This window comes from Mucilaginibacter sp. OAE612 (assembly GCF_041806395.1).
GTDB classification, from domain to species: Bacteria; Bacteroidota; Bacteroidia; order Sphingobacteriales; family Sphingobacteriaceae; genus Mucilaginibacter; species Mucilaginibacter rubeus.
Map to the genome: position 1 here is coordinate 1,222,726 of NZ_JBGMUW010000001.1, position 23,777 is coordinate 1,246,502.

Below are 23,777 nucleotides of genomic sequence, written 5' to 3' on the forward strand. Positions count from 1 at the left end.
TGTGGAATTATGAAACGATCGCTGTTGATCGTATAAGTTTTGAATGATAATGGCGCTCAAGTAAATGATATAATAGTAATTCCTGTTTTCTTTGACTAAAACAGAATAGCCTGTTGATGTGCATGTGAATCAAGCTGGATATCAGGCTATTGAGATCTGTTTCTCCTGTGTTTTTTAGGCTTGCTATTTCGTTTATATCCAAAAGTGCATCAATGCTCCTGGTGTTTATAATGCTATGCAATTGATGTTTTCTTTTGTCGGATGTTTTTTTGTTCCCGAAATGATTATCGATAGCGTCCTGCATTGACCTGTATTTACCATTTAGCTGTTTCTGTAACACTTTGTTTCCGCCAAATTCTTGGAAAAATGCAGCCCGAAGTTGATCAATCAAAAGGTGCTTTTCATTCAATGAGAACCCAAAATCATTCAATAATTGATCGGTACTATATAATGCCGCGATAGTTTTAGGTACGAACCCTTTGTTGCCAAGCTTCAGTAATTTTAAAACAGCTAGACTGTCTCTATGAAAAAAACGTTCAACATCTATAATTTTCTCAAATCCATATCTTTCGATTTCTCTTTCGTAACTATCAATAACAATTCTGAAAACGATCTTTTTCTTTATCCATACTTTAACGCCACTCATTAAAAGTTGATAAAGTTTTTCTTGAGTTTGCAGGTCCGTGTTGAAGAACCTAATTCTGATATGATCAAATTCATCTTTATACCGTACGAAGAAAAAGTGTTTGAATAGCGTCTTGTTTTTCGTTACGAAGGGGTATACGAACTCGATCAGAAGCCGTTCTAAGTTGAGAGCGCCTCCATAAATTTTGAAATATAACCATTCTGAATATGGAGGGAACGTTCGCTGTACATTATTTAAGGTTATCCGTTCTCTGGCACTTGTTTGTAAGGTTGGGCGTTGCTCTGTATAAACTGGTATGGTAAGTTCGCTTATGTAATTCTTGTTATTGGGGTCTGAGATGATTGATTTATCGCTGTTGTAAATGAATTCCTCTAAAATGATTTCATTTTTGACTGATAAGCTTTTTAAAAACAAGGCAATTCCTGTGGACGTTTCCAGGTCAATCAATAATTCATCCTCATATTCGATCAACAATAATTTTGAAGGTATTTTATATTTCAGCCTGAATTCTTCCAGAAATGCTAGCCGCAAGTCATGATGTTCAGGGAGGCCGGACATATGCTTGGCCGAGACCTTCCAGCGGGCCCTTTTCAGAATGATGTTCTTGTACACCACAGACGGAAGGTATGTCAGACTTTCCAGGTCGCCCCAGTCCCAGGTTGCCATTAAATCCCTATCCTGATACTGTAAATCACATAAAAATTTATATACGCTGAGCGGTTTGCTGTTGAAATTGTGGGCAGTCGTTAACCGAGGAATGATACGCTTTTTTAGCCTCCGGCTATAAAGATGTACACGATCGTTTTTGACCGCTACCAATATATCATCAACGTTGATCTGATCCTTTGTATCGGCACCTTGTCCGCCGAGATATTGGATGCTATATTTTCTTAGATGCGGCCTTATTAAGGAATTGCCTATCCCACCGGCGGGCGTATGGACGATCTCCGCGTAAATCGCATCATGGTCACTTGTTTCTTCCTTTGAAATAATATCGTTGACGAGTTCCGAGATGTCCTGATCACCATAAGCGAACCTGCCCATGAGGTTTGCCCCCGAAGGGCCGGAAATGTTTTTAAGAAGAAATGAAAATTTTTCGCGGTTGATTTCAGTTCCGGTTTTAAGCAGGCTACCGAAAATACACATGCTTGATGGGAGATGAGCACTACGGTCTTTGTCGAACTGTTGAAGTTCAGAAGGCTCAATTTCGATCATATCCAAGCCATCATCAATGTACTGTCTGTATTTATTGATGCAAAAATCCCTGATCGCTGAATGATTTGCCGGCCTGTAAACGTCGGCATTTGAACTATTCAGATCTGAAATTAGGGCTTCTTCAGAATAGGAATCAAAATCGAACTGATTGTAGCCGACACCATGATCCACATCAAGGGCTATCATCATCGGGACAAGTTGATCCTGGTATAACTGTGCGAACCTGTTTTTAAAGGTTTCCAAAAGATTGTTCCCGTTTGTTTGTTTTAAGCAGCAGAGATCAGCGATTTGGGAGGTAATTTCCTCTATCAGCGGTTTGTTCACCGTGTTGGAACCTAATTTCAAAAACAAATCGGCATGCAATAGATTTTTACGGCGGAACGGGGAGCTGACCAGGTCGGATAATTGTTTTTCAACATGCTGATAATCGAGAATTGTGTTCCCGTTTTTTTTTAAACTAACTGATATTCCGGTCAAATCATTAATGAGCGCGCTGATCTTTTGGTTGGGGCTAAGGCCTTTTAGTTTTGCCAGAAGTGAATCCAAAGGATCTGTATCGGTCATTCGTGGTTCCAGCTCACAGATAAACACTTTGGCTGTTATCAGTTCATTGATATAATTGCTTACTTCGTCCCGGTTGGCACTGGTGTTTGTAATTAAATGTTCTGTCAGCTCATTTATGGTACGTCCCGGTTTCATAAAACGGAATACTGAATTTAGCAATGCCGACTTGAGTATTGAAGAAAGCTTAAACGTCCGGTTATCTCCTTTGTTCTGATATTCAATATATCGTACAGCGCGTGGAAGATTATATAAAGAATCGTTGAGGCGGAACTTTAAAACTGGTAAAATTTCCGGGACACCCTCTAAATGACTAACCAGCTCGTTTACAAATGTTATATCTACACGTGTTTTCTTAATATGATCTCGCGGGTAAGACAGTTTTATATCTGTAGCACCCGGGGTCAATTGTAACACAGCGATTCCCGCGAATACACCGAAAGGAGTCGGTCGTGTGCAAGCTCTTAGCCAATATTTGCTAATACTTTCGTTAATTTTTTTCTCCTCTTTGCTCCCTACCCCCTGATATTTGAGCAGTGAGGCATACAATTGAGGGGAGGCGAAATAAATTCCTTCTTCAAAAATTGGAGGAAGGGGCGCCGGTACATTTTTATAGGCTTCAGCATCGAAGAATGGAACACGGATCACTATCTGACCGAAATTTCGTAACATAGGAGGTTTGAATTAGATCATTTACAATAGCCGGAGGTGGGAGAGTTTATGAAATATATAATAATTCGTCAATTGGGGGCATGGATGGCTTTAAGTGCAGCATATGGGCAATTCCGATACCTATTATCCCCAAACTAAAACAGGTGTTCCAGCCGTATTCCTCAGCCCTGGCGACCATGCTTAAAAATCCACTGAATGTATTTTCGTGACCTGCATAGCTGGCCGTTTTTTTGTGCCAGTATATGGAGCGGTATTTATACCTGTCATCTTTTGTAATTTTCGCTATTTTATTAAATGCGAGTGCGAGACCGGCTGCACCATAAGTTAAACTGGCATCCCAAGTAAGATTATCTTCCTTTGAACGATGAAGACATGTCTCGAGAATTTTTGAGGATTGGTCTTTTAAAACCGGGTCATTAAGCAATAAGGCAGCCTTATATAAAGCGTACCCAATACCAAGGTCTCCGTAACATTGGGAAAATTGAGTCTGAAAAGGCTCTTCGCCGATATAATTGGGAAATAAGCCATTGACCTGGTCTCTTTTTTGTTTGATAAGGAAGTTTGCCGCGCGCCTGATCGTAAAGAGGCTTAAGGTTTGCTCAATTCCCTTTTCAAAAACACCGGCAAGGAAATTTATCATAGAGGCTGAGCCATGTGAAATACCCAGGTATACCTTATTTTCCAATTGCGGAGCAGGCCAATAAAAGTCGCCTTCAGGGTCCCGGTGTGCCCGGTGATAAGCTTCCTTCACGCAATCGCTCAAATGGTGATTGGCCAGCGTATTTTGGCCATCCCTGGCTAAAAAATAATTCCCGGCAGCAAGTGCCCCACTTGAAGTGTCGAAGTCTGAACGGTTTATTTGATGGGTGAACAGTTCGGACATTAATGGGTCCAGATCTGCAAAATACTCTTCCGATTCTATCAAAAAGAAATGGTTCTTGTTGTTAAATTCTATAAACCTGCCTATACCGGATAATTGAGCATCAATAGAGTCGACTTTATGGATCGGCTTAAAATTGTAGATATCAAGACGCTGCAGGCCGTCCCAGAGAAAATATTCTGCACTTGATCTGTAAGTTTTATTACTGGTGTATAAGGCATAATAGCTATAAAAGAGCGACAGTCCTAACAAGCCGGTATCCAGGGTGGCGCGGCTGATCGACGAAATCAGTTCAGGCGATTGCAGCCTCTCCCTGATCATGTGGATCTGGTCGTCTATTAGCAAATCGTCAGAATCGTTGGATCGCATGGCTTATGGAGTCATTTTGGCAGGAGGGAAGAGTATTTAAACAATACAAAATAACCTCAGCGGGAACTGTTATTTTGTATTGCCTGAATAATGAGGATTTCAGAGCCTGTTTTCTTTTGAAAAACTACTGATATCATTTCTGGGATGTATAATGCTGTTACTACAGCAAGTAGCGATGTGACATGTGCCCGGAAAACAACCGTCGGTTTGTGTAGAAGATGTAGGATTGCCTGCTCTTAATTGCCTGGTATTGATCAGGGAGATCACCTCTCTGTCAAGCCCGATTTTGTTTAATTTTAGCTTTTTCATGATTGTTGACTTATTTAAATGATAGCGTTTTCAAAGTTTATTGAACAAAGACCAAAGCGTTGACTGTTCCTCCTTATTTGATAAGGGACTGCGCTATGTTGAACCTTTGATGTTTTTATTTTGAAATTAAACATTGTGCCCACCCTGGTAAGTATTTTAGTACACACATAAAAATCCAATGATCACTAGTAGAATACGAAACATGTTCATCAATTCGAATTTTTTCAAGCTAAAGCATAGCTAACTCTTTCTCTTATCCAATTTTTTATTCGTTATGTTGAAAATAAATCCCTTTGGAAAGAAGAATGTGCATGGTTAATATCCCTTACCTGACCAGATTGTTACCAATAATTTTAAAGACGATATGTCAATACCGAAAAATCGTACTACCGGTTTGTTTTTTTGATGGGCATTATTGTGTAATTTATTTATTAAATGATAGATGAGTGGTGGTCACAATAGTTACTGTGGTGGGATCTGTTTCAGTTGGAAACCTTCCATTTTGGTTGTCATGGTATTTATACAAAGATTTGTACTTCGGAAATGTGAGCTTTTTTAGTTTCGTTTTCATATTTGGTGGTTATAATCCAATTGTAAAAAATAAGGATATAACAACAAAAACTATTACACGAAAAACAATTTAAGCGTTACCAACGCTTCATTTGATTATATTTGAATTGCAATGCAGTTAAAACCTCAACCTGGGAATTTTCCAATCAAGAATCATTTTATCTTTTGGGCGATATTTATTGCGTATGAGGTTATAATTTCACGTTCTTATAGTGGTACGTTTTCTTCGGTACTTGATTATATTACCTATTACACCCTCAATATCACGTTATTTTATGTACATGCCCAATGCCTGTTAAATTTCAGGTTTTCGGGTAGGGTAAAATATATTCTATGGCTACTGGTCTTTGTGGCTGAACTATTGTCGTATTTATTTATTAAATACATCATTTCAATATGCTATTATAAAATAGGTTGGTATCAGAATGCTCCGAGTAAATTGGGAGATTTTTTCAGAGAGGGTGTCTGGCGGGGCTTTTATTTTATGGGCCTGGGTTCTGCTTATGGTTTTTTTGTGTCATCTATCAGGTATAAAAACAAAATAGCGGAACTTGAGATCGGAAAATTGCAAAACCAGATCGCGCTCAAGGAACTCGAAAATGAAAAACTGTTTTCGGATATTGCTTTTTTAAAGGCGCAGATCAATCCTCATTTTATTTTTAATACCCTCAGTCTGATTCACAATGATGTCGCGAGGTTTTCCGAAGAGGCGGGGGAACGATTGTTGATGTTATCCGATGTTATGCGTTTCGCATTGGAAGAACCTGGAGCGGATGGAAAGATAGACCTGGAATTTGAATTGACCTATATTGAGAATTATGTCTTCTTGAACCAGGAGCGTTTTAATAAGGAATTGAATATTCACTTGTCGGTGAGCGGAGAAATTTCAGGAATGCGCATAATTCCTTTAATTATTATAACATTGATAGAAAATATCTTTAAATATGGAGAGTTAAGAAGAAAGGAGGATCCTGCCAAGATCTCTATTAGTGTAGAAAATGGCGAATTGCTGCTGATGATTACAAATAAGAAAAGATCAGGTAATCATTTCGAAAGCTTCGGGATAGGTATGAAGAATATTAGAAAACGACTGGACCTGCATTATATGAGTAATTACACCTTAGAGATCGAACAGGACCTTGAGGCCTATGCACTAAGGCTTTACATTAATTTGTTATAATATGAATTGTTACGTTATCGATGATGAAATACATTCGATTGATACTATTAAGGGCTATATTTTGAAATCTGATAAGTTACAGTTTGCAGGCAGCTCGACAAATCCTGTTCAGGGCCAGTCAGAGTTAAATAACAGAGATGATATAGACATGGTTTTTATAGACATCGATATGCCTGACCTCTCCGGGCTTGAACTGACAAAATTGATACCTCCCGGAATTGCCGTTGTTTTTATTTCGGCCTATCATAAATATGCTGTAGATGCTTTTGACCTGAATGTCGTAGACTTCCTTTTAAAACCGATTTCTTTGCCAAGATTTCTTAGGGCAGTTCAAAAAGTAGAGGCCGTAAGAGGGACTTTATTGAAAGATACCTATCGAAGCCCGGACTCCTTATTCATAAGTCCCGGAACCAGGGGTAAAGTGATACAAATTCACTTAAACCAAATAGTTTACATCGAAGGGCTGAAAAACTATGTTATCGTCCATATAATCGGTGATGAGAAACACATAACCTATCTTACCATGTCGGAAATTGAGATGGCCTTACCCCAAAATCAGTTTATAAGAATTCATAAATCATTTATAGTTAACAAGTCGATGATTCAAAGTATTGAAGGGAATACGATCACTGTTAACAGTAAAATTCAGCTAACTCTGGGGCATACTTACAAAGATAAATTCAAGGAAGTTATCGGCTTGATCATGCTTAAAAGCAAAAGATAATTTAATATTTCCCCGTGTGAAAATATCGTTCCGATAACATCCGCTGCCGCGATAACCTATTTTCGTTCAGATCCCAAAGACTGGCCGCCTGGCGTGGCATCGCCATTTTCAAAAAGGACTGTTTTCAGCTCAAAAAGCAGATTTTTTTTTCGATCTTTATGGTTACGTGAGGGAGAATGCTATGCCATTGAAGCTATTTATAGCTTTTATTTAATTGTTTAAATTCTGACTAAACCTTGTTGCTTTTCAATGCCTTACTCCGCTGCAAAAGCAAGCTGATAAAACAAATTATTTACGCGTTCCCTGCTGTATTCACTTTACCTGGGAGTCGTCCGGCATCCCTTTTTCAGGCCAAATTTAGCGAACTACAGGACTGCTTCAAGTAAGTGCTGCCATTCATAGATCATAAAACCTGCCCAAGTTTTTTACATAGATGTTTTATTGAGTAAATGCAAGGAAGCTTTCAATCAGTACGGCTGTTGGTGTAAATTCAAGGTTAGTTTGTGTAATAAATGTTAGTAGGAAAGGCTACCCTCTTAACTTTATTTCAAGCAATCCGCAACGGAGTTGAGGTACGATCCCAGCTTTCAATTTTAAAACAATTCAAATAAAAAATATCCGGGCTAATACTATTCAGCGATAAATGCCCGCGGTGTCTTTAATCATGTTTTACAAACTGATCACAAATTGGGGGCAGCGACCAATGTTAACCCGGCCGAAAGTGGTCGGGGGAAAATGCCTTAATGCAGAATCAATTAAATACATAATAATACATTAATCAAGTAATCATGGAAAACAAAAAATCGAGAGTTGCTGGTTTGAAAACAGCAGGTGTGGAATTGATCAAGCCACGGAAAATTGAAGACGTTTATGCTAATACGCAAATGGTTGAAGCATTTTGCGGTGAGTTTGGAAAAGGGACAGACTGCCGTGGCGTTAATGCTGCTGTTGAAGCAGATGAAGACAGTCTGCTGTTTTAACCTCAGGTATAGTCCGTGCCCATCAAGGTGTTAAGCGTGGAGGGCGACTAAGAATAAGGCTATGTGACAGGTGCTTATATCCTGTCGCGAAACCCTTATTTAGGGAAGCGAATCTTTGCTTAAGGAGCTATAGGTGTACCATCTAAACCGCTTCACCACTCAGGAGGGGTTTTAGTTTGCTTTTTTTAACAGTTTATTAATCAATAATTTAAATCAAAAAAAGGATGAACAATCAACAATCAGTGTCAAACGAGCAGATCAAAGAATTGATCAAACCTCGTAAAGTTGAAGACGTGTATTCGAACACCCAGGCAGTGGAAGCTTTCTGCAGGGAATTCGGAAGCGGAACAGATTGCAGGGGGGTAAACGCTGCGATCGAATCAGACGAAGACAGCTTGCTGTTCTAATTTGTAATTCAAAGGCCGGTCGGCATTAGTGTTTCGACCGGCTCTTTAGATGGTTGGTTTAAATATAGACGTTACAGAAGATGAAGGATATCAAATATAGTTTTTACAATGTTATAGTCCCGGTAGCAGAGAAGTCTGAGTACCTGATCTATAATTTGATCAGCGGAGGCCTTGAGGTTTTAACCTGGGAGCAGGGGGCCTATCTTGAAAGTGTCGGTCAAACGTCATTACGCCCTGGGGATAGTGAGTTAAGTGGTCAGGAGGAGCTGTTGGGGTACCTTTACGACAAAGGCTTTTTTGTAAGGAGCGATTTAAATGAACGGGAAGAGTACAATAAGTTTTATTCGAAGAAGAAGGAGCTGTTGTATGATAAGGATGACGGGAGTATCAACCTGACGGTTGGAACAACCATTATGTGCAATATGGGTTGCCCTTATTGTTTTGAGTTTGTGAAGCCGAATAAGTCATTAAATGATATCGAGAACCTTCGGGCGATCATTACTTATATTAATGATATGGTAGAGCAGTCACCTGTAAAAAGATGGCATTCCCTGAATGTTACGTGGTACGGGGGAGAACCGCTGATCAATAAGAATGCGATATCCAGGCTAACGCCAATGCTGCAGGAGCTTTGCGCAAAACACGGTATGAGCTATTCGGCGAATATTATCACGAATGGTATCCTGCTTACCTCTGATAATTGGGAACTGTTAAAGAAGTGTGATGTAAAAAATGTGCAGATCACGATAGATGGCCCTCAAAAAACACATGATAAAAGCCGTCCGCTAAAGGGTCGGAACAATGAGAAGAAGAACTATTTCCAGATCCTGGAAAACTTATGTTTGATGCCTTCGGGGATGCATGTTACGGTACGGATCAATACAGACCGTGAGATAGCGGACTCGATAGATGAACTATTCCAGGATTTTCATGTATTTGGATTGTGGCCAATGCGTTCAAACCAGATCTCTTTCAGTACGGCCTGGTTACGGACGTATGAAGAGGCTAATGAGTCGGATCTGAGCGCAAGGTTTAGCGTAGGCGACTTTTTTGATTTTCAGCAGTCATTCAGGCTTAACCTGGTAAACCGTTATAACCGCTGGGCCTCTCAAAACCAGCGGGAGCAAGCGCGTTTGAAATGGGTACTTCCGGAAATACAGGATGAGTGTGCTACGTGGGTATCACCGTACAGCCTTGTTGTAGATCCGGATGGTAATATCCATAAATGCTGGGAAACGATCCATGAGGGAAAGGAAGCGATCAGTCATGTATCGCAGGGTTTTAAAATAGAATCTCATCAGCCGTATATGGATTATGACCGTTCGCAGTTGAACGAGATCTGTAGTTCATGCAAATATTTGCCGGTATGTGATAAGTTATCGTGTTCCCACCAGGCATTGAAAGAGGGCATGCCGGACTGTACACCCTGGAAAACGAAAACGGAAGATAGCCTGAAATATCAATATCTATTGATGGACAGCAGACCTGACCTGATCATCTTTCCCGGCCATACAAATAAAGTTAACACAGGGCATTCTAATAAATAACCCGTTCGGGGCCACCCAGCAAATCAATTGATATGGAAAATACACTTACATCGCAGGAAGGATATATTGAACGGTTCATAGCAAGGAATGTTTTGGCTTCACTGCTGTTTTTGCTTGTTTTTTCCTGTGCCAGTGCGCAGGCTATTAACGGCGATGGCAAAAGCCTGCGGAAAGCTTATCATGTAAATAGTTATTTATCGGTTGAAATCTATTCGCAACTAAATGTTTATCTCACAGCCGATACTGGCGCCATCGTTATTGAAGCAGACAGCAATATCATACCCCACATACAATTGAAAGCAGAAAAAGGTACGCTCGTTATCAAAAATGATCCTGGTATCTGGTTCAATCCTAAAACCGCTATCAAAGTATCAATTCCCGCCGAAAAAGTAAGAACTATAAAAAATGTAGGCTCTGCCGATATCAACACGCTCAATGTTAAATTAACCGGACCTTCTGTCCGAATTTTGAACATTGGCTCGGGAAAAGTAAAAGCGGCTTTAGATTGCATTGATTTAAAGGTGACCGGCAAAGGATCTGCAGATTTTGACCTGTCAGGAAAAACACAACACGCGGCTATTGATCTGTCTGGAAGCGGAGACATTCATGCGCAAGAATTATCCGCGAATGAGGCAAACCTGCGCTTAAACGGAAGCTGCAACGCCTGGGTCAATTGCCGGGATCGGTTGAATGTACACATACCACTGATAAGTAGCAGTACAGTATATTATAAAGGAAGCCCCCTGGTAAAAAAAACGGGGTTGGGAGGCAGCACCGAAAAAATCTAAGCTTTGATATTTCAATTTGACATTTCAATAAGTTAAACATGGATCACATGCCGGCAGAAATAATTGCGCCTTCCGTTTCACAAAAAAAGTGGTGGCTGGCAAATACCCATCCAGATAAATCAGGATATCAGGATGCGCTGATCTTAGACTTTTATCCTGAAAAAGTTGATGCTGAAGTTTTAAAAAAAACAGTAGGTGTCTTGTATGAAAGGCATGAGAGTCTACGTACAATTTTCCCCTTGATAGCTGGCGAGGTCAGACAGGTTATTTTGCCCGAAGCATTGGAGTGCTTTGATCTCCAATATTATGATATCAGCACTTTGCCGGGCCACGAACAGCACCATTTTATGGTGCAAAAGAAAATGATCAGTTTTCATGAGTTAAATAATGGGCCGCTGAGTAAATTTCTGCTCTTTAAAATCAGCGGGCAACTGTACAACGTAAGTGTTGTACTCCATCACATTATTTCAGATGCATGGTCCGTTAAGATACTGAAAGATGAAATAACGGATGTTTACTCAAAACATAAACTCGGAAAGTATCCGTTCTTTCAATCACCACCAGTTCAGTTAAAAGAATTCACCGAACACCAGAACTTCCAATGCTCAAAAAATAAAGATAGGGATATTGCATACTGGAGGCGGGTTTTATCCGGTGAACCATCAGCTTTAGGCTATCAAGGATATGTTGACAGCGATCTTAAATATAGCGGATCGCATCTTCCGCAGAAGGCAACTGCCTATGTGACAAATTTTACCGATGATGCATATACTGAAATCCTTTCATCTCCATTAACATTGAAATTTGGGTTGGCTCCCGTTTTCTATGCGGGTTTCCTGCTCAGTTTGAACCATCTGAACAAAGCAAACAACATCATTTTTGCATCGCCTGTGGCTAACAGGTTTTTAAGCAAATTTAATGAAACCATCGGATGCCTCACAGGAGGCATTTACTTGACTCATACTTTAAACCATGAGGCTACTATTTCGGATATTGCGGCAGGTTTCCGCCTAAACCTTGTAAATGCATGCCGGCATATAATTTTTGACCATGGTTATCTTGGCCTGGATGAAAGCTACTTGCGCGGGAATTGTGATCTGTATGCTAACCTGGAATTGAGTAAATTAGGTTCCGCGTCATTGATAGGAAACGACAGCCCAATTGGTTACCAAGACCATCAAAGCACATATTATCCATTAGAATGCGCGGTATCTCAATACCTGGACGCCTTTGCATTTCGTTGGAGCTGCAATTTACGGTTCTTTGATCCCGGATTTTTAGAAACACTTGCATTCGTTCATAGAATTGTAATGAGCTATATCGTCGCCCATCCCGATCGTCAGGTTAAAGATTTATTACAGTTATTGAAAAATGATAAGTTATCAGCTGCCCATCGAACAATATCCGGATAATTAACAGCTTGTTCTGGTAATAAGATAGAGGTTTTCCATTCCATCTGCCTCCAATACAATGTCTGCAGTTGTTAAGTATTAACCGTGCGCATACGCCTGCATTAACGTCTTATAATCTGACGATGAAGCCCCGGAGCAAGGATTATCAGATCGAAATCAAATATCATGAAACCGAAACATCAACAATTAGATCTCTTTTCGTGGATAAAACAGCCAGCTTTTTCTGCGAAAAGAATGGCCGTGCTTATTCCTCAATTCAATGAGTGTAAAGACATAGCATATTATTATGGTCGCCTGGAGTATTTTTCAACTTTGGCTCACAAGTATTCCGATGAGCTGGATGTTATATTAATCGACGACGGTTCAAATGATGAGAGCAGGGAAATATTAGCACGTTTTCAGCAGCGGGTTGACAGCGGGTTTTATTCGGCAGCCATAGCCAGCAATACACAAAAAGTTGGCGCATTGAATTTGACGGCCATAAATACCTCTTATGATTATCTAACACTGTCAGATTTTGATACAGACCTCGGCCATCTTGAAAATTTGAGAATGGCAGTCATGCGTCTGGATCATTCGCAAGAATTTATGGGTTGTTATTTGAGAATGTATCCATTTGGGGAAAGCGGCCTTACGTTTAAAATGCAACAATTGGAATATTGCTTTGCCAGGACATACTATAAGTTTCACCAGAAAGAGCGGTCTGTCCCTGTTATGCCTGGTGCCGGATCTTGTTACCGCAGAACCATGTTGCTTGATATTTACAAAATGCATTCCGGTTTAAGGAGTGGGGAGGACCGGGAAGCTGCTACTATTGGCGCCAAGCTTAATTTGAAGGTGTTTTATCTTGAAAATGTAGAAGCTTTGACCCGTCCGCCCAGCCGTCTTCCCCAATTGATAAGTCAGCGTACCCGTTGGTACAGGGGGTACATTGAAACTGTTATTAAAGAGCATGCGTTTTATTTCGCCCAAATTAAATCAGGCAGTGTCATCGGTTTACGTACCTTACAGGATTTTGTATCTGTTTTGCTGTTATTACTGTTTCCAATACTGGTGATGATAGTAGCCGCCACAGGCTTCAAAAGCCTTATCGCCGTTTTATCGATAAGCTATTGTTTAAGTGAATGCTATTATTTATTGCTGTTAACATACGCTCCTAAAGAAAAGAGGTTTGTGCAAAACCCTTCCATGCTCAGTATTCTGCTCTATCCTTTATTTTGGTTACTGGTTTCTTTTCTTTCCTGGTGGAAAGCGGTGATGTACTGCGTTTTAAATTATAAAACAATAAAAGCACATTTTAACAGGAACGAAGAAATGGTTCCACCTTATGTTTTTTACCATCGTGAAGCCAGCATTTAAAGTATTTCGGGCACTAACCAATCTCTGAAAAGCCCCTTAAACAGTGATCAGTCCGTTCTCCGGAGCAGATAACTACATCAAACCTAACGTTGGTGTAAACATCAGCGGTGCTTGTGTAATAAATATTTTCAGCTAAAGCTGATGGTCTAAATTTATGAAATACGCACTGAAGCTATAAACCACATCCCTATATTTTAAAGTTATATGAGATCACAAAAGATACCAGTTTTTATTCTGGAAGAGCATAATGAAGCTTATTATGTGTGGACTGAATGTGTACAGAATGGTATGTTACCTGCAGCCAATAATGTTTTGTACCATATAGATGAACATGGAGATATGGGGGTCCCCAGGTTCAATAAGTCCATTAATTGCGTGAACGCGGCCGAACAGCGTGAAGTTAGGGCGTTCACGCATGAGGAAATCGGGATAGGCTCATTTATAATGCCGGCTATGTACAAAGGCATTTTCAGCAGTATCTATTGGTTTAAAGTGCAACATAAAGCTACCAAGCGAGATCATCTCATGTATGTCAGGACTTATAATGCGGACGGGTTGAAGCTGCTTTCAGGGCCTGTTACCGAAGAAATAAAGAAGGCTTCAGAAATAGATCATGATCTGAAAATCTTTGATTTTCATTTAAATAATATCAACGAAATGCCTGAAACGGAGCTTTCCATAGCCTTGGATATCGATCTCGATTATTTTTCCTGCTCCGGAAACCCCGTAGAGCTGTATGAAATAAGCATTGAAATAACAAAAGCTGAATATGAAAAATTTCATAGTACACCTTACCACCAAAGTAAATTTCTGGGTTTTAAATCAAACGTTTATGAATCAGATGGTAAGTATCACCTTATACTTAATGATTACAAGCATACCTATCCGGACCTTTACCCTTTTACCTTAAAAGTAGACCGGGAGCTGATCAGCGAACGGATTGCCGAAGTAACCCGGAAACTAAAGCAGAGCAAGGTTGTACCGAAAGTTATAACCATTTGCCGTTCCCGCTTTAGCGGCTTCACACCGGATGACCAGTGGGAATTTATCGAAAGTTCACTGCTGAAAGAGCTTGGATCATTATACGAATTGGATGTTCATTTAACTGCCGGACTCGAAGTAGCCTAATCAAAATCAGAGATGAAAAATATAAAGATATTATTGCTTTTTATTTCGTTTTTCCCCTCTTCGGGATTTTGCCAGTGGAAAGCCCAAACACTTGATTTTGTCAACGACAAAACAGTGTATAGCATCGTGCAGGACAAGAACCAAAAAACGCTCAATTTTCTATTCCCAGAATACGAGTTCTATGATAGGTTAAGTACAAAAGCTTACCCGCTTATAGATGCTGGCGAAGGTATGGGAAAGGGTTATATATGGAAAACCGATTTCTATTACCAGGCCAAACTGGATTCTTCCGAGCATTTTCTCCAAACTGACTTGTATCTCGAAAATGTGGGGAGCCTTTTATTTTTGATGTACAATCCTTACAGCCGGACTTTTTATTCAAAAACTATAAAAGTAACTTATCAGGGATACCAAAACCAGCTATCAGATAACCTGGGCGAATGGGACAGTAGCAAGGAACTGCCAGTAATATTTAAAGATAAGGGCCTTTTTCCTTTAAGTGATAAATTTAAGCTCGCGGTGCTGGCAGTGCCGGTCAACCCGGAATTGAAGTTAAAAGTTTATGTAGCTGATTTAGCGGTTGTACACGGTTCGGTAAAATATGTCAGCCTTCCCCCGGATTTTTATTTGCCGCAAGTTGCCAAGAAAAACAGGAAACAGCCGTCGACGTCCTCCGACTTTATGAGCGAATACATTTCTTCATCGACAGATCAGGAAAAAAGAGGTGTCCTTGGCTCAAGTATTTATCTGTCCGATCTGGATGATAAGCTGGCTGAGCGGGATTTGATCAATAATGCTGTACTCAGCTCCGTTAAAAATTACCCTTTTTACGCCGAAAGAAATATCAATAAAGATTCGGCGATGCGGAAGCTTCAGAAAATAATGCGGTTAAATACGGATACCGCAGGTTTTTATAACTATGTGGGGATATTATCACGTTTTTTAAAAGATGAATTTCATGATCCGCACTTGGGTATCAATATACAGTCAGGCGGCGCAATTAAGGCCCAGCCAGTACAAAAAGTAATCAGGCCGCTGAGAGCCTATAGCATAAGTAATAAACTTTATGTCGCGGCAGTTTTCGATGAACGCTATAAAACGGTGCTGCCATTGGGCGAAGAAATTATAAAAATCGACCAGCGGTTGGTTACCGATATTATGGATAGTTTGAGGAAAAACGATCCGGAAGATGCAAAGAACCTCAATGGCGAGTTTTTGGATGGCCTTGGAAAGCACAAAGCGGATAGTACTGTCCTGACTGTTAAGGGAATTGATGGCATGCAACAAAAGGTGTGCATGAAGTATAATGGCACCTTAACGGTTGATGAAAACTTTAAACCAAAGCAATGTTATTTTAAAATGCTGGATAAAGATGTGGCTTATTACCAGATATCAAGCTGGACATTAGATGTTTATAGAAGGTTTTTAAATAATTGGGATAATGTGAAGAATGCCCGCAAAGTCATCATCGATCTTAGGGGCAACGGTGGCGGGATCGGTTTGTCAGTGTTCCGGTTGCTGTCTGTTTTTTTTGATAAGCCGGCTACCATATATAAGATAAAAGATTTTGAAGGTAATTATTCAGATCCCCTCATTATCAAGTCCAATCAGTATTATCACCTGAATCCGACAGCAAAGCTTGTTGTTTTATGCGATAAAAATACGGCCTGCGCATCGGAGATCTTTATCGCCGGTATTTTAGCGAACAGGGCCAATACAGTTCTTATTGGCAGCGAAAGCACAGGCGGTGTCCTTGCAGACAGGTATGATCTGAATTTTCCTTCGAAAGTAGTTTTCTACACCGATGCGCTCATCGGAAAATTATACCTGAATAAATTTAATTGCATCGAGACAAAAGGCATTGCTCCAACGTCGTTGGTAAGTATCGATCAAATCACAGACTTAAAGCCATACCGGGATAAGGTATTAAGAACTGCCATAAGTGAGTAGATCACCTTTTGAAAGGCCCGGGAATATAACAACAATACAGCAGGGAAGCGAATCTTTGCTTAAGGAGCTATAGGTGTACCATCTAAACCGCTTCACCACTCAGGAGGGGTTTTAGTTTGCTTTTTTTAACAGTTTATTAATCAATAATTTAAATCAAAAAAAGGATGAACAATCAACAATCAGTGTCAAACGAGCAGATCAAAGAATTGATCAAACCTCGTAAAGTTGAAGACGTGTATTCGAACACCCAGGCAGTGGAAGCTTTCTGCAGGGAATTCGGAAGCGGAACAGATTGCAGGGGGGTAAACGCTGCGATCGAATCAGACGAAGACAGCTTGCTGTTCTAATTTGTAATTCAAAGGCCGGTCGGCATTAGTGTTTCGACCGGCTCTTTAGATGGTTGGTTTAAATATAGACGTTACAGAAGATGAAGGATATCAAATATAGTTTTTACAATGTTATAGTCCCGGTAGCAGAGAAGTCTGAGTATCTGATCTATAATTTGATCAGCGGAGGCCTTGAGGTTTTAACCTGGGAGCAGGGGGCCTATCTTGAAAGTGTCGGTCAAACGTCATTACGCCCTGGGGATAGTGAGTTAAGTGGTCAGGAGGAGCTGTTGGGGTACCTTTACGACAAAGGCTTTTTTGTAAGGAGCGATTTAAATGAACGGGAAGAGTACAATAAGTTTTATTCGAAGAAGAAGGAGCTGTTGTATGATAAGGATGACGGGAGTATCAACCTGACGGTTGGAACAACCATTATGTGCAATATGGGTTGCCCTTATTGTTTTGAGTTTGTGAAGCCGAATAAGTCATTAAATGATATCGAGAACCTTCGGGCGATCATTACTTATATTAATGATGTGGTAGAGCAGTCACCTGTAAAAAGATGGCATTCCCTGAATGTTACGTGGTACGGGGGAGAACCGCTGATCAATAAGAATGCGATATCCAGGCTAACGCCAATGCTGCAGGAGCTTTGCGCAAAACACGGTATGAGCTATTCGGCGAATATTATCACGAATGGTATCCTGCTTACCTCTGATAATTGGGAACTGTTAAAGAAGTGTGATGTAAAAAATGTGCAGATCACGATAGATGGCCCTCAAAAAACACATGATAAAAGCCGTCCGCTAAAGGGTCGGAACAATGAGAAGAAGAACTATTTTCAGATCCTGGAAAACTTATGTTTGATGCCTTCGGGGATGCATGTTACGGTACGGATCAATACAGACCGTGAGATAGCGGACTCGATAGATGAACTATTCCAGGATTTTCATGTATTTGGATTGTGGCCAATGCGTTCAAACCAGATCTCTTTCAGTACGGCCTGGTTACGGACGTATGAAGAGGCTAATGAGTCGGATCTGAGCGCAAGGTTTAGCGTAGGCGACTTTTTTGATTTTCAGCAGTCATTCAGGCTTAACCTGGTAAACCGTTATAACCGCTGGGCTTCTCAAAACCAGCGGGAGCAAGCGCGTTTGAAATGGGTACTTCCGGAAATACAGGATGAGTGTGCTACGTGGGTATCACCGTACAGCCTTGTTGTAGATCCGGATGGTAATATCCATAAATGCTGGGAAACGATCCATGAGGGAAAGGAAGCGATCAGTCATGTATCGCAGGGTTTTAAAATAGAATCTCATCAGCCGTATATGGATTATGACCGTTCGCAGTTGAACGAGATCTGTAGTTCATGCAAATATTTGCCGGTATGTGATAAGTTATCGTGTTCCCACCAGGCATTGAAAGAGGGCATGCCGGACTGTACACCCTGGAAAACGAAAACGGAAGATAGCCTGAAATATCAATATCTATTGATGGACAGCAGACCTGACCTGATCATCTTTCCCGGCCATACAAATAAAGTTAACACAGGGCATTCTAATAAATAACCCGTTCGGGGCCACCCAGCAAATCAATTGATATGGAAAATACACTTACATCGCAGGAAGAATATATTGAGCGGTTTATCGCAGGGAATACACTATTTCATAAAGGATATACCAATAATTACAGCATCGAACTTGTAAGTGCGTTGATAGATTTGCCGCAGCTTAAAAAACAACGGATAGATGGCCTGGAGCTGCTCAATAATGCCAGCTATAATTTGTGTGATTTTTGTATCAAATGCCTCTCAGCAATCAAGGCATCCGGAATGCTTTCAGGGGCACGGGCTGTTGAGATCAACACAGTACTAAAAAACTGGAAGTACCTGATCGAGGGGGGGAATTCATTTGCTACCTACGATTACGCAGCGGAAATAACCCGATCCATTAAAACATTCGGATATCCTTTTCTCGAAAAACTTCAATCGGTTGAATTTGAGCATATTCCTGCCGCATTTACAGCGATATCTGGAAAGTTCAAATATTTCGTCAGGGTAAGCTGTTTTTTACAGCCGTTTTTTTTCGAAGAGGCATTTTCTATCGCGCTAAATATTCTGGAGAACAACATTTCGATTTACGCAGCGGTCGAGAGGATAGAGGTAGCTAAAAAAGACTTTCCACTGAGCATCGATAACGGTGAACCGTTTCCAATCTTTAGTATAATTTTTGACTATAACAAAGTACCGGGCCCCGACGATAGCATAATCAAGCATTTCATCGCACTTTATAATCAAAAAACTCAGCATTTAGGATCCGGCCTTACCACCGAATACCCGTATTCAAAAAATGTAGGGGAGGGGCTGACATTGTCCCAGGGGTTCAAAAACTATAAAAAGTACTTGAAATTAATAGACGAACTGGATCATGTGTATGACAGGTCAGACAATTATGCTTTTTCGTTAACGCTCAATAAGAAATCCAATGATTAAAATCGCGATAATAGACGAAGGCGTGGATGCTGGCCATACACGTTTGCTCGATAGTAAAGTTATTGGCTATACTATCAAAGAGAGCGACGGGAATTTATATAGCCTGGGTACAGATCCGCATATGGATGCGACGGGCCATGGAACTGCTATAGCGTCGATCATTCATAAGATAGTGCCTGAAGCCGAACTTCATAGTGTCAGGCTATTTGCTGCCGGAGGAAAGATCAGCGAACAGCTTTTAACAGAAGGTATCAAGCATTGTCTTAACATTGAGGGGCTAAGGGTGGTCAATATCAGCATGGGAATAGCCGTAAGCACTCCGTCCTCCGCTTTATTCAATGCCTGCAGAACGCTTTCTGAATCAGGGGTTCTTATCGTTGCTTCATCTCATAATTTTCCGCACGTGGAGTGCTTTCCTGCCCATTTTCCTTTTGTGTATTCGGTAGGCTGCGGACTTGTCAAAAACAAAAATGAGTACAGTTATAATGAGAACAAAAAAACCAAGGTGTTAGCGAAAGGTGGCCTGCAAAGGATTGCCTGGGCTGATAACGGCTACAAGATATCGTCGGGAACCAGTTACGCTACAGCTCATTTTACCGGAATCCTATCTCGTTTGATTATAGACAATGGCCCAAAAAACGAGCAAGAATTAAAGGCGCTGATCATTAGTAACAGTTCAAAAGACCTCGCGGAATTTATTTATATCTCTAAAAATTATGATATCATCAGTTCAGGAACAAGACAGCTGAACCAGGCAGAGCAGGATGTTTTGGGCAGGAATTTGTTTACACCCGCTAAGATTGATTTTGCTGAAAAAATAGCTGTATTCCCCTCTTCTGAAAAGGAGATCAGAACGATAATCGAGTTTAGGAACCAGATCCGCGGAGAATTGGTCTTGTCTATCGATTATCCCAGAAGTATCTCATCAACCACTGGCAAAACCAGCGCTTCAGCATCGGTTTTTTTGGCTATTAATAGGGAGCCGGGAAAAGAGGAACTCGATTTGTTCGATACTATCGTGATCGGCTATTTCCTTGATATTCCGGTAGAGTCAAATATTATTTTCGGGAACAGGTTATTGAAAAGCTGCATACTGAGTAACAAAAACTTCATCGTTTTTGATAATGATGTATTCGATCACCTGAACCGGCTTGTAAAAGAAATATATCCAGAATATGCCGGCAAAATTCACTTTACCTCCGTCAGGAAAGCAGTAGTTGATGATATAAAAAATTTCCGTCACTTGCCTAAGATCCAGACTTCAGTATTGGCTTGTGTGGGTACGGGGAGTAAACAGGGTAAGTTCACTAACCAAATGAGGGTAAAGGAAATATTATCAGCGCAGGGGTATCGTGTTTCCCAGCTTTCTACTGAACCCCAGGGCGCAGTAGTCGGTTCGGCCTTTACCTTTCCATTCGGGCATAACGCGAACGTTGAAATCAAGTTCAGAGATTGGACAAGTAACATAGAAACGATATTGAGAGGGATCCAGCACTATAATAAGCCCGACCTGATCATCACGGGTATCCAGGGGGGGATTTTGCCCAGGGCTTTCAATATGGATACCTCTAAAGCGGGTTCGATCCTAACACCGATACAATATTTATTGGGGGTGCGCCCCGACGCTATTATTTGCACTATCCACCCTACAGATACTGTTGAACTGGTACAGCAAACCATTCAAACCGTGAAAAACTATTGTAACAGCACTTGCTTGTTTTGTACGATGAGCCCGGTATACAATGAGCTCAAGAATATCAATAACATGTGGGTAAAGAATTCGCGTGTGTTGGAAAAAGATGAGATGAGGGCTATCATGGATGATTTTTCTGTCAAATTAGGGACCCCTGTTTTTGATATCATGGATTTGGAGAATGATGAAAAGATATTGAAATGTATAACAAACTTTTTCTCATGAAAAATAAAACATAATCAGATAAAGCAATATGAAGATGTATCAAAACTTCGTCCGTCATGAGCATGTTGGAGAGGCCGATGTTCATACTGCGGACCTATCAGCACCATTTAAACTGAAAGGTTATATGGAAAAGTGGCCAGCTTTTAAATTATGGGACAGCTCATTTTTGAAAAAGGAATTTGGCCAGGTGGTGTTGAACGCAAGCAAACACTCCAATAAGGACTCCATTTCCCGTACCTTCTTGTTAGAAGATTATTTGCAGTATATGAATAAGACACGGGCTGCCAACCCCTATTATTTAAAGGACTGTAAATTTCATCTCGGAACGAAAATGGAATCGCACTATACTGCCCCCGATATTTTTAATTGTTGGTATAAAATGATTCCTGCAAATCAGCGAAAAACGACTTTGTCCTGGTTGTATATCGGAGCGAAAGGTACTTTTTCCCGGCTGCACCTCGATATCTGGAATACAAGTGCTTGGAACGCTGTGATCTCCGGGGCCAAGCTATGGCTTTTTTATCCGCCCGACAACCGGCAATATTTATATAACGGGGCGGTAAACCCCTTTTTTCCCGACCTGGACAAATTTCCGGGCTTTGCAAATGCCCGACCACTTGTGGCCGTGCAGCGTCCAGGTGAAATTATTTACACGCCAAGTAATTGGTGGCACGCGGTCTATAATCTTGAAAAAGGCTTGTCGCTAACCGAAAACTTTATAAATGATTCAAACTACACTGAGGTGCTCGAATACTTTAAGGAAAAAAGCCCTAAAAGCTATCAGAGCCTCTTAGAATTGATCAACCTAAATAAAACTACCGCATCATATGAATGATCAAATCCATTTAACCGATACCGAAATCAAAAATAAACTACTGGTCATCGTTGATCAGCTGATCAACGCTCAACCTGAATTGCATAATTCAGATACAATGCTGATCGATGATAAGCTTAATGTGTTAATCAGCGAATCCAGCCAGGCCCTTGTATTCATTACAACAATTGAAGATGAATTTGATGTTGAACTGGATGATGACGACATCGATCTGGAGTTTTTTACAGATGTAAATGTCATGACGGCCAGGATAAAACGGAATTTACAGGATCAGTGAAATTAAAATATGCTAAAAATTACATCGGGGGTTGATATTGTTCATATAGCTGAAATCAAAGGCAATATCGAAAAGCATGGTGAGCGTTATTTAAAACGGGCTTTTAGCCTGCGAGAAATAGCTTATTGCGATTCTAAACCTAACAGGTACCAACATTATGCAGTTAGGATCGCGGCAAAGGAGGCTGTCATGAAGGCCGTCAAAACAGGTTGGAACAATGGTGTACAATGGAAAAATATTGAAATAGTAAAAAACAGGGACGGGACGCCGGCATTGAGTTTTTCTGGGAAGATAAAAGATATTTTGGATGAATCAGGTTTCAACAATCATGATATATCCTTATCTCATAACCAGGAATATGCCGTGGCCTTCGCAATATTTTATCAGGAAATGATAACCGGTATCGCAGCAGATACGGCCGCTTCCTTACTGAAATGATAACCGTTGAAAAGTGTTTTTCCAAGGGCTTCAGTTTAGGGAGCCGGAAACGCTGAGGTGTTTATGCAGGCCTAAAATACTGTGATAATTTGTTTTAGATATAGATAACGGAGTGCTGTGCATGGACATTAAATCATCAATGCACTCCTTACCAAAGCTTTAAATGGGCCGGGCTAAAGCCCGGTATGACCGATAAAAAATTGACCTGATATATGGAATTTAAAACCATCACTATTGAACAGCGGCCAATGTATGTGATTGATAACGCTGTTACGGAAGAAGAGGTTCATGATTTTTATAACCTTGTTACTAATCTGTCATTTACACGAACGGAAAGGGATAACCGCGGAGATGCACATTGTATCTTTAATGCCGAATTCATTCCAGAGAAGGTTGAAACCTCGCTTAGGGTAGGAGTTGTTGCAAGGCAGCTGCTCCAAAAGTTCTTCCCGGACAGCGAGTACCTGTTACAACGCTCCTATATTAATATGAGCCATTACGGAGATATGGCTTACCCGCATAGAGATTGCGCTTTAAGTGCTAAGGATGTTACGGTATTATACTATGCCAATAAAGACTGGGACTATCGCTGGGGCGGGGAAACAATTTTTTACGAAAACCATGAGTCGGAAAATATAGTAATGCCAAAACCCGGGAGGTTTTTAATATTTCCAGGTTTTATTGAACATAAAGGCGCTGTACCTACCCGCGAGTGTGTCAGTTCCAGGTTCACCTTTGCCTTTAAGTATAAAGAAAGACAATGAAAACGGTCAGGAGAAAAAGTCTTAATTAATT

General features: G+C 40.6%; 21 protein-coding genes. 18 read left to right on the forward strand and 3 right to left on the reverse strand.

Annotated elements, in window-relative coordinates; all coding sequences use genetic code 11:
• Positions 1 to 7: 7 nt before the first annotated feature.
• The 3 genes from ABID99_RS05165 to ABID99_RS05175 form a co-directional block, all read right to left on the reverse strand.
• Complete coding sequence (locus tag ABID99_RS05165; RefSeq protein WP_373613081.1) at positions 8 to 3,094, reverse strand: lantibiotic dehydratase; 3,087 nt, start codon at positions 3,092 to 3,094, stop codon at positions 8 to 10.
• A 46-nt stretch (positions 3,095 to 3,140) separates the two neighbouring features.
• Positions 3,141 to 4,343, reverse strand: a complete 1,203-nt coding sequence (locus ABID99_RS05170; protein ID WP_188833796.1) for a lanthionine synthetase LanC family protein — start codon at positions 4,341 to 4,343, stop codon at positions 3,141 to 3,143.
• A gap of 99 nt (positions 4,344 to 4,442) precedes the next feature.
• Positions 4,443 to 4,652, reverse strand: coding sequence for a hypothetical protein (locus ABID99_RS05175; RefSeq protein WP_188833795.1), 210 nt, complete (start codon positions 4,650 to 4,652; stop codon positions 4,443 to 4,445).
• Positions 4,653 to 5,334: 682 nt separating this feature from the next.
• On the opposite strand from ABID99_RS05175, the gene ABID99_RS05180 reads away from it, so the two are divergent.
• From ABID99_RS05180 to ABID99_RS05265, 18 genes are all read left to right on the forward strand, one after another.
• The gene (locus ABID99_RS05180; protein ID WP_354437228.1) at positions 5,335 to 6,402 is read left to right on the forward strand and encodes a histidine kinase; all 1,068 of its coding nucleotides are present in this window, start codon (positions 5,335 to 5,337) and stop codon (positions 6,400 to 6,402) included.
• 1 nt (position 6,403) lies between these two features.
• The gene (locus ABID99_RS05185) at positions 6,404 to 7,126 is read left to right on the forward strand and encodes a LytR/AlgR family response regulator transcription factor (protein WP_373613083.1); all 723 of its coding nucleotides are present in this window, start codon (positions 6,404 to 6,406) and stop codon (positions 7,124 to 7,126) included.
• 788 nt (positions 7,127 to 7,914) lie between these two features.
• Positions 7,915 to 8,106 carry a hypothetical protein gene (locus ABID99_RS05190; protein ID WP_188833791.1) on the forward strand — a complete coding sequence of 64 codons (192 nt, stop codon included), beginning with the start codon at positions 7,915 to 7,917 and terminating at the stop codon, positions 8,104 to 8,106.
• A 224-nt stretch (positions 8,107 to 8,330) separates the two neighbouring features.
• Positions 8,331 to 8,513 (forward strand): hypothetical protein, encoded by a 183-nt coding sequence (locus tag ABID99_RS05195; protein ID WP_188834828.1) that lies wholly within the window; start codon positions 8,331 to 8,333, stop codon positions 8,511 to 8,513.
• Between the two features lie 80 nt (positions 8,514 to 8,593).
• Positions 8,594 to 10,060, forward strand: coding sequence for a radical SAM/SPASM domain-containing protein (locus tag ABID99_RS05200; protein WP_188834829.1), 1,467 nt, complete (start codon positions 8,594 to 8,596; stop codon positions 10,058 to 10,060).
• A 32-nt stretch (positions 10,061 to 10,092) separates the two neighbouring features.
• The gene (locus ABID99_RS05205; RefSeq protein WP_188834823.1) at positions 10,093 to 10,848 is read left to right on the forward strand and encodes a head GIN domain-containing protein; all 756 of its coding nucleotides are present in this window, start codon (positions 10,093 to 10,095) and stop codon (positions 10,846 to 10,848) included.
• A gap of 47 nt (positions 10,849 to 10,895) precedes the next feature.
• Complete coding sequence (locus ABID99_RS05210; RefSeq protein ID WP_188834824.1) at positions 10,896 to 12,260, forward strand: condensation domain-containing protein; 1,365 nt, start codon at positions 10,896 to 10,898, stop codon at positions 12,258 to 12,260.
• A gap of 165 nt (positions 12,261 to 12,425) precedes the next feature.
• On the forward strand, positions 12,426 to 13,619 hold the full coding sequence (locus ABID99_RS05215) for a glycosyltransferase family 2 protein (protein ID WP_373613084.1): 1,194 nt from the start codon (positions 12,426 to 12,428) through the stop codon (positions 13,617 to 13,619).
• Between the two features lie 204 nt (positions 13,620 to 13,823).
• The gene (locus tag ABID99_RS05220; protein ID WP_373613085.1) at positions 13,824 to 14,747 is read left to right on the forward strand and encodes a UPF0489 family protein; all 924 of its coding nucleotides are present in this window, start codon (positions 13,824 to 13,826) and stop codon (positions 14,745 to 14,747) included.
• Positions 14,748 to 14,759: 12 nt separating this feature from the next.
• On the forward strand, positions 14,760 to 16,697 hold the full coding sequence (locus tag ABID99_RS05225) for a S41 family peptidase (protein WP_373613086.1): 1,938 nt from the start codon (positions 14,760 to 14,762) through the stop codon (positions 16,695 to 16,697).
• A 164-nt stretch (positions 16,698 to 16,861) separates the two neighbouring features.
• Positions 16,862 to 17,044 carry a hypothetical protein gene (locus tag ABID99_RS05230; RefSeq protein WP_188834828.1) on the forward strand — a complete coding sequence of 61 codons (183 nt, stop codon included), beginning with the start codon at positions 16,862 to 16,864 and terminating at the stop codon, positions 17,042 to 17,044.
• Positions 17,045 to 17,124: 80 nt separating this feature from the next.
• A complete protein-coding gene (locus ABID99_RS05235; protein ID WP_373613087.1) occupies positions 17,125 to 18,591 on the forward strand; it encodes a radical SAM protein in 1,467 nt (488 codons plus the stop codon).
• A 32-nt stretch (positions 18,592 to 18,623) separates the two neighbouring features.
• Positions 18,624 to 19,514 carry a hypothetical protein gene (locus ABID99_RS05240; protein ID WP_373613088.1) on the forward strand — a complete coding sequence of 297 codons (891 nt, stop codon included), beginning with the start codon at positions 18,624 to 18,626 and terminating at the stop codon, positions 19,512 to 19,514.
• Entirely contained in the window at positions 19,507 to 21,432 is a 1,926-nt protein-coding gene (locus ABID99_RS05245) for a S8 family serine peptidase (protein WP_188834718.1), read from the forward strand. The genes ABID99_RS05240 and ABID99_RS05245 overlap by 8 nt, the downstream gene beginning before the upstream one ends.
• Before the next feature lie 28 nt (positions 21,433 to 21,460).
• Positions 21,461 to 22,267: a cupin-like domain-containing protein gene (locus ABID99_RS05250; RefSeq protein WP_373613089.1), complete on the forward strand. Its 807-nt coding sequence runs from the start codon at positions 21,461 to 21,463 to the stop codon at positions 22,265 to 22,267.
• A complete protein-coding gene (locus tag ABID99_RS05255) occupies positions 22,260 to 22,544 on the forward strand; it encodes a hypothetical protein (protein ID WP_188834720.1) in 285 nt (94 codons plus the stop codon). The genes ABID99_RS05250 and ABID99_RS05255 overlap by 8 nt, the downstream gene beginning before the upstream one ends.
• Positions 22,545 to 22,553: 9 nt before the next feature.
• The gene (gene acpS / locus ABID99_RS05260; protein ID WP_373613090.1) at positions 22,554 to 22,982 is read left to right on the forward strand and encodes a holo-ACP synthase; all 429 of its coding nucleotides are present in this window, start codon (positions 22,554 to 22,556) and stop codon (positions 22,980 to 22,982) included.
• A 212-nt stretch (positions 22,983 to 23,194) separates the two neighbouring features.
• A complete protein-coding gene (locus ABID99_RS05265; RefSeq protein ID WP_188834722.1) occupies positions 23,195 to 23,746 on the forward strand; it encodes a 2OG-Fe(II) oxygenase in 552 nt (183 codons plus the stop codon).
• Positions 23,747 to 23,777: the final 31 nt, after the last annotated feature.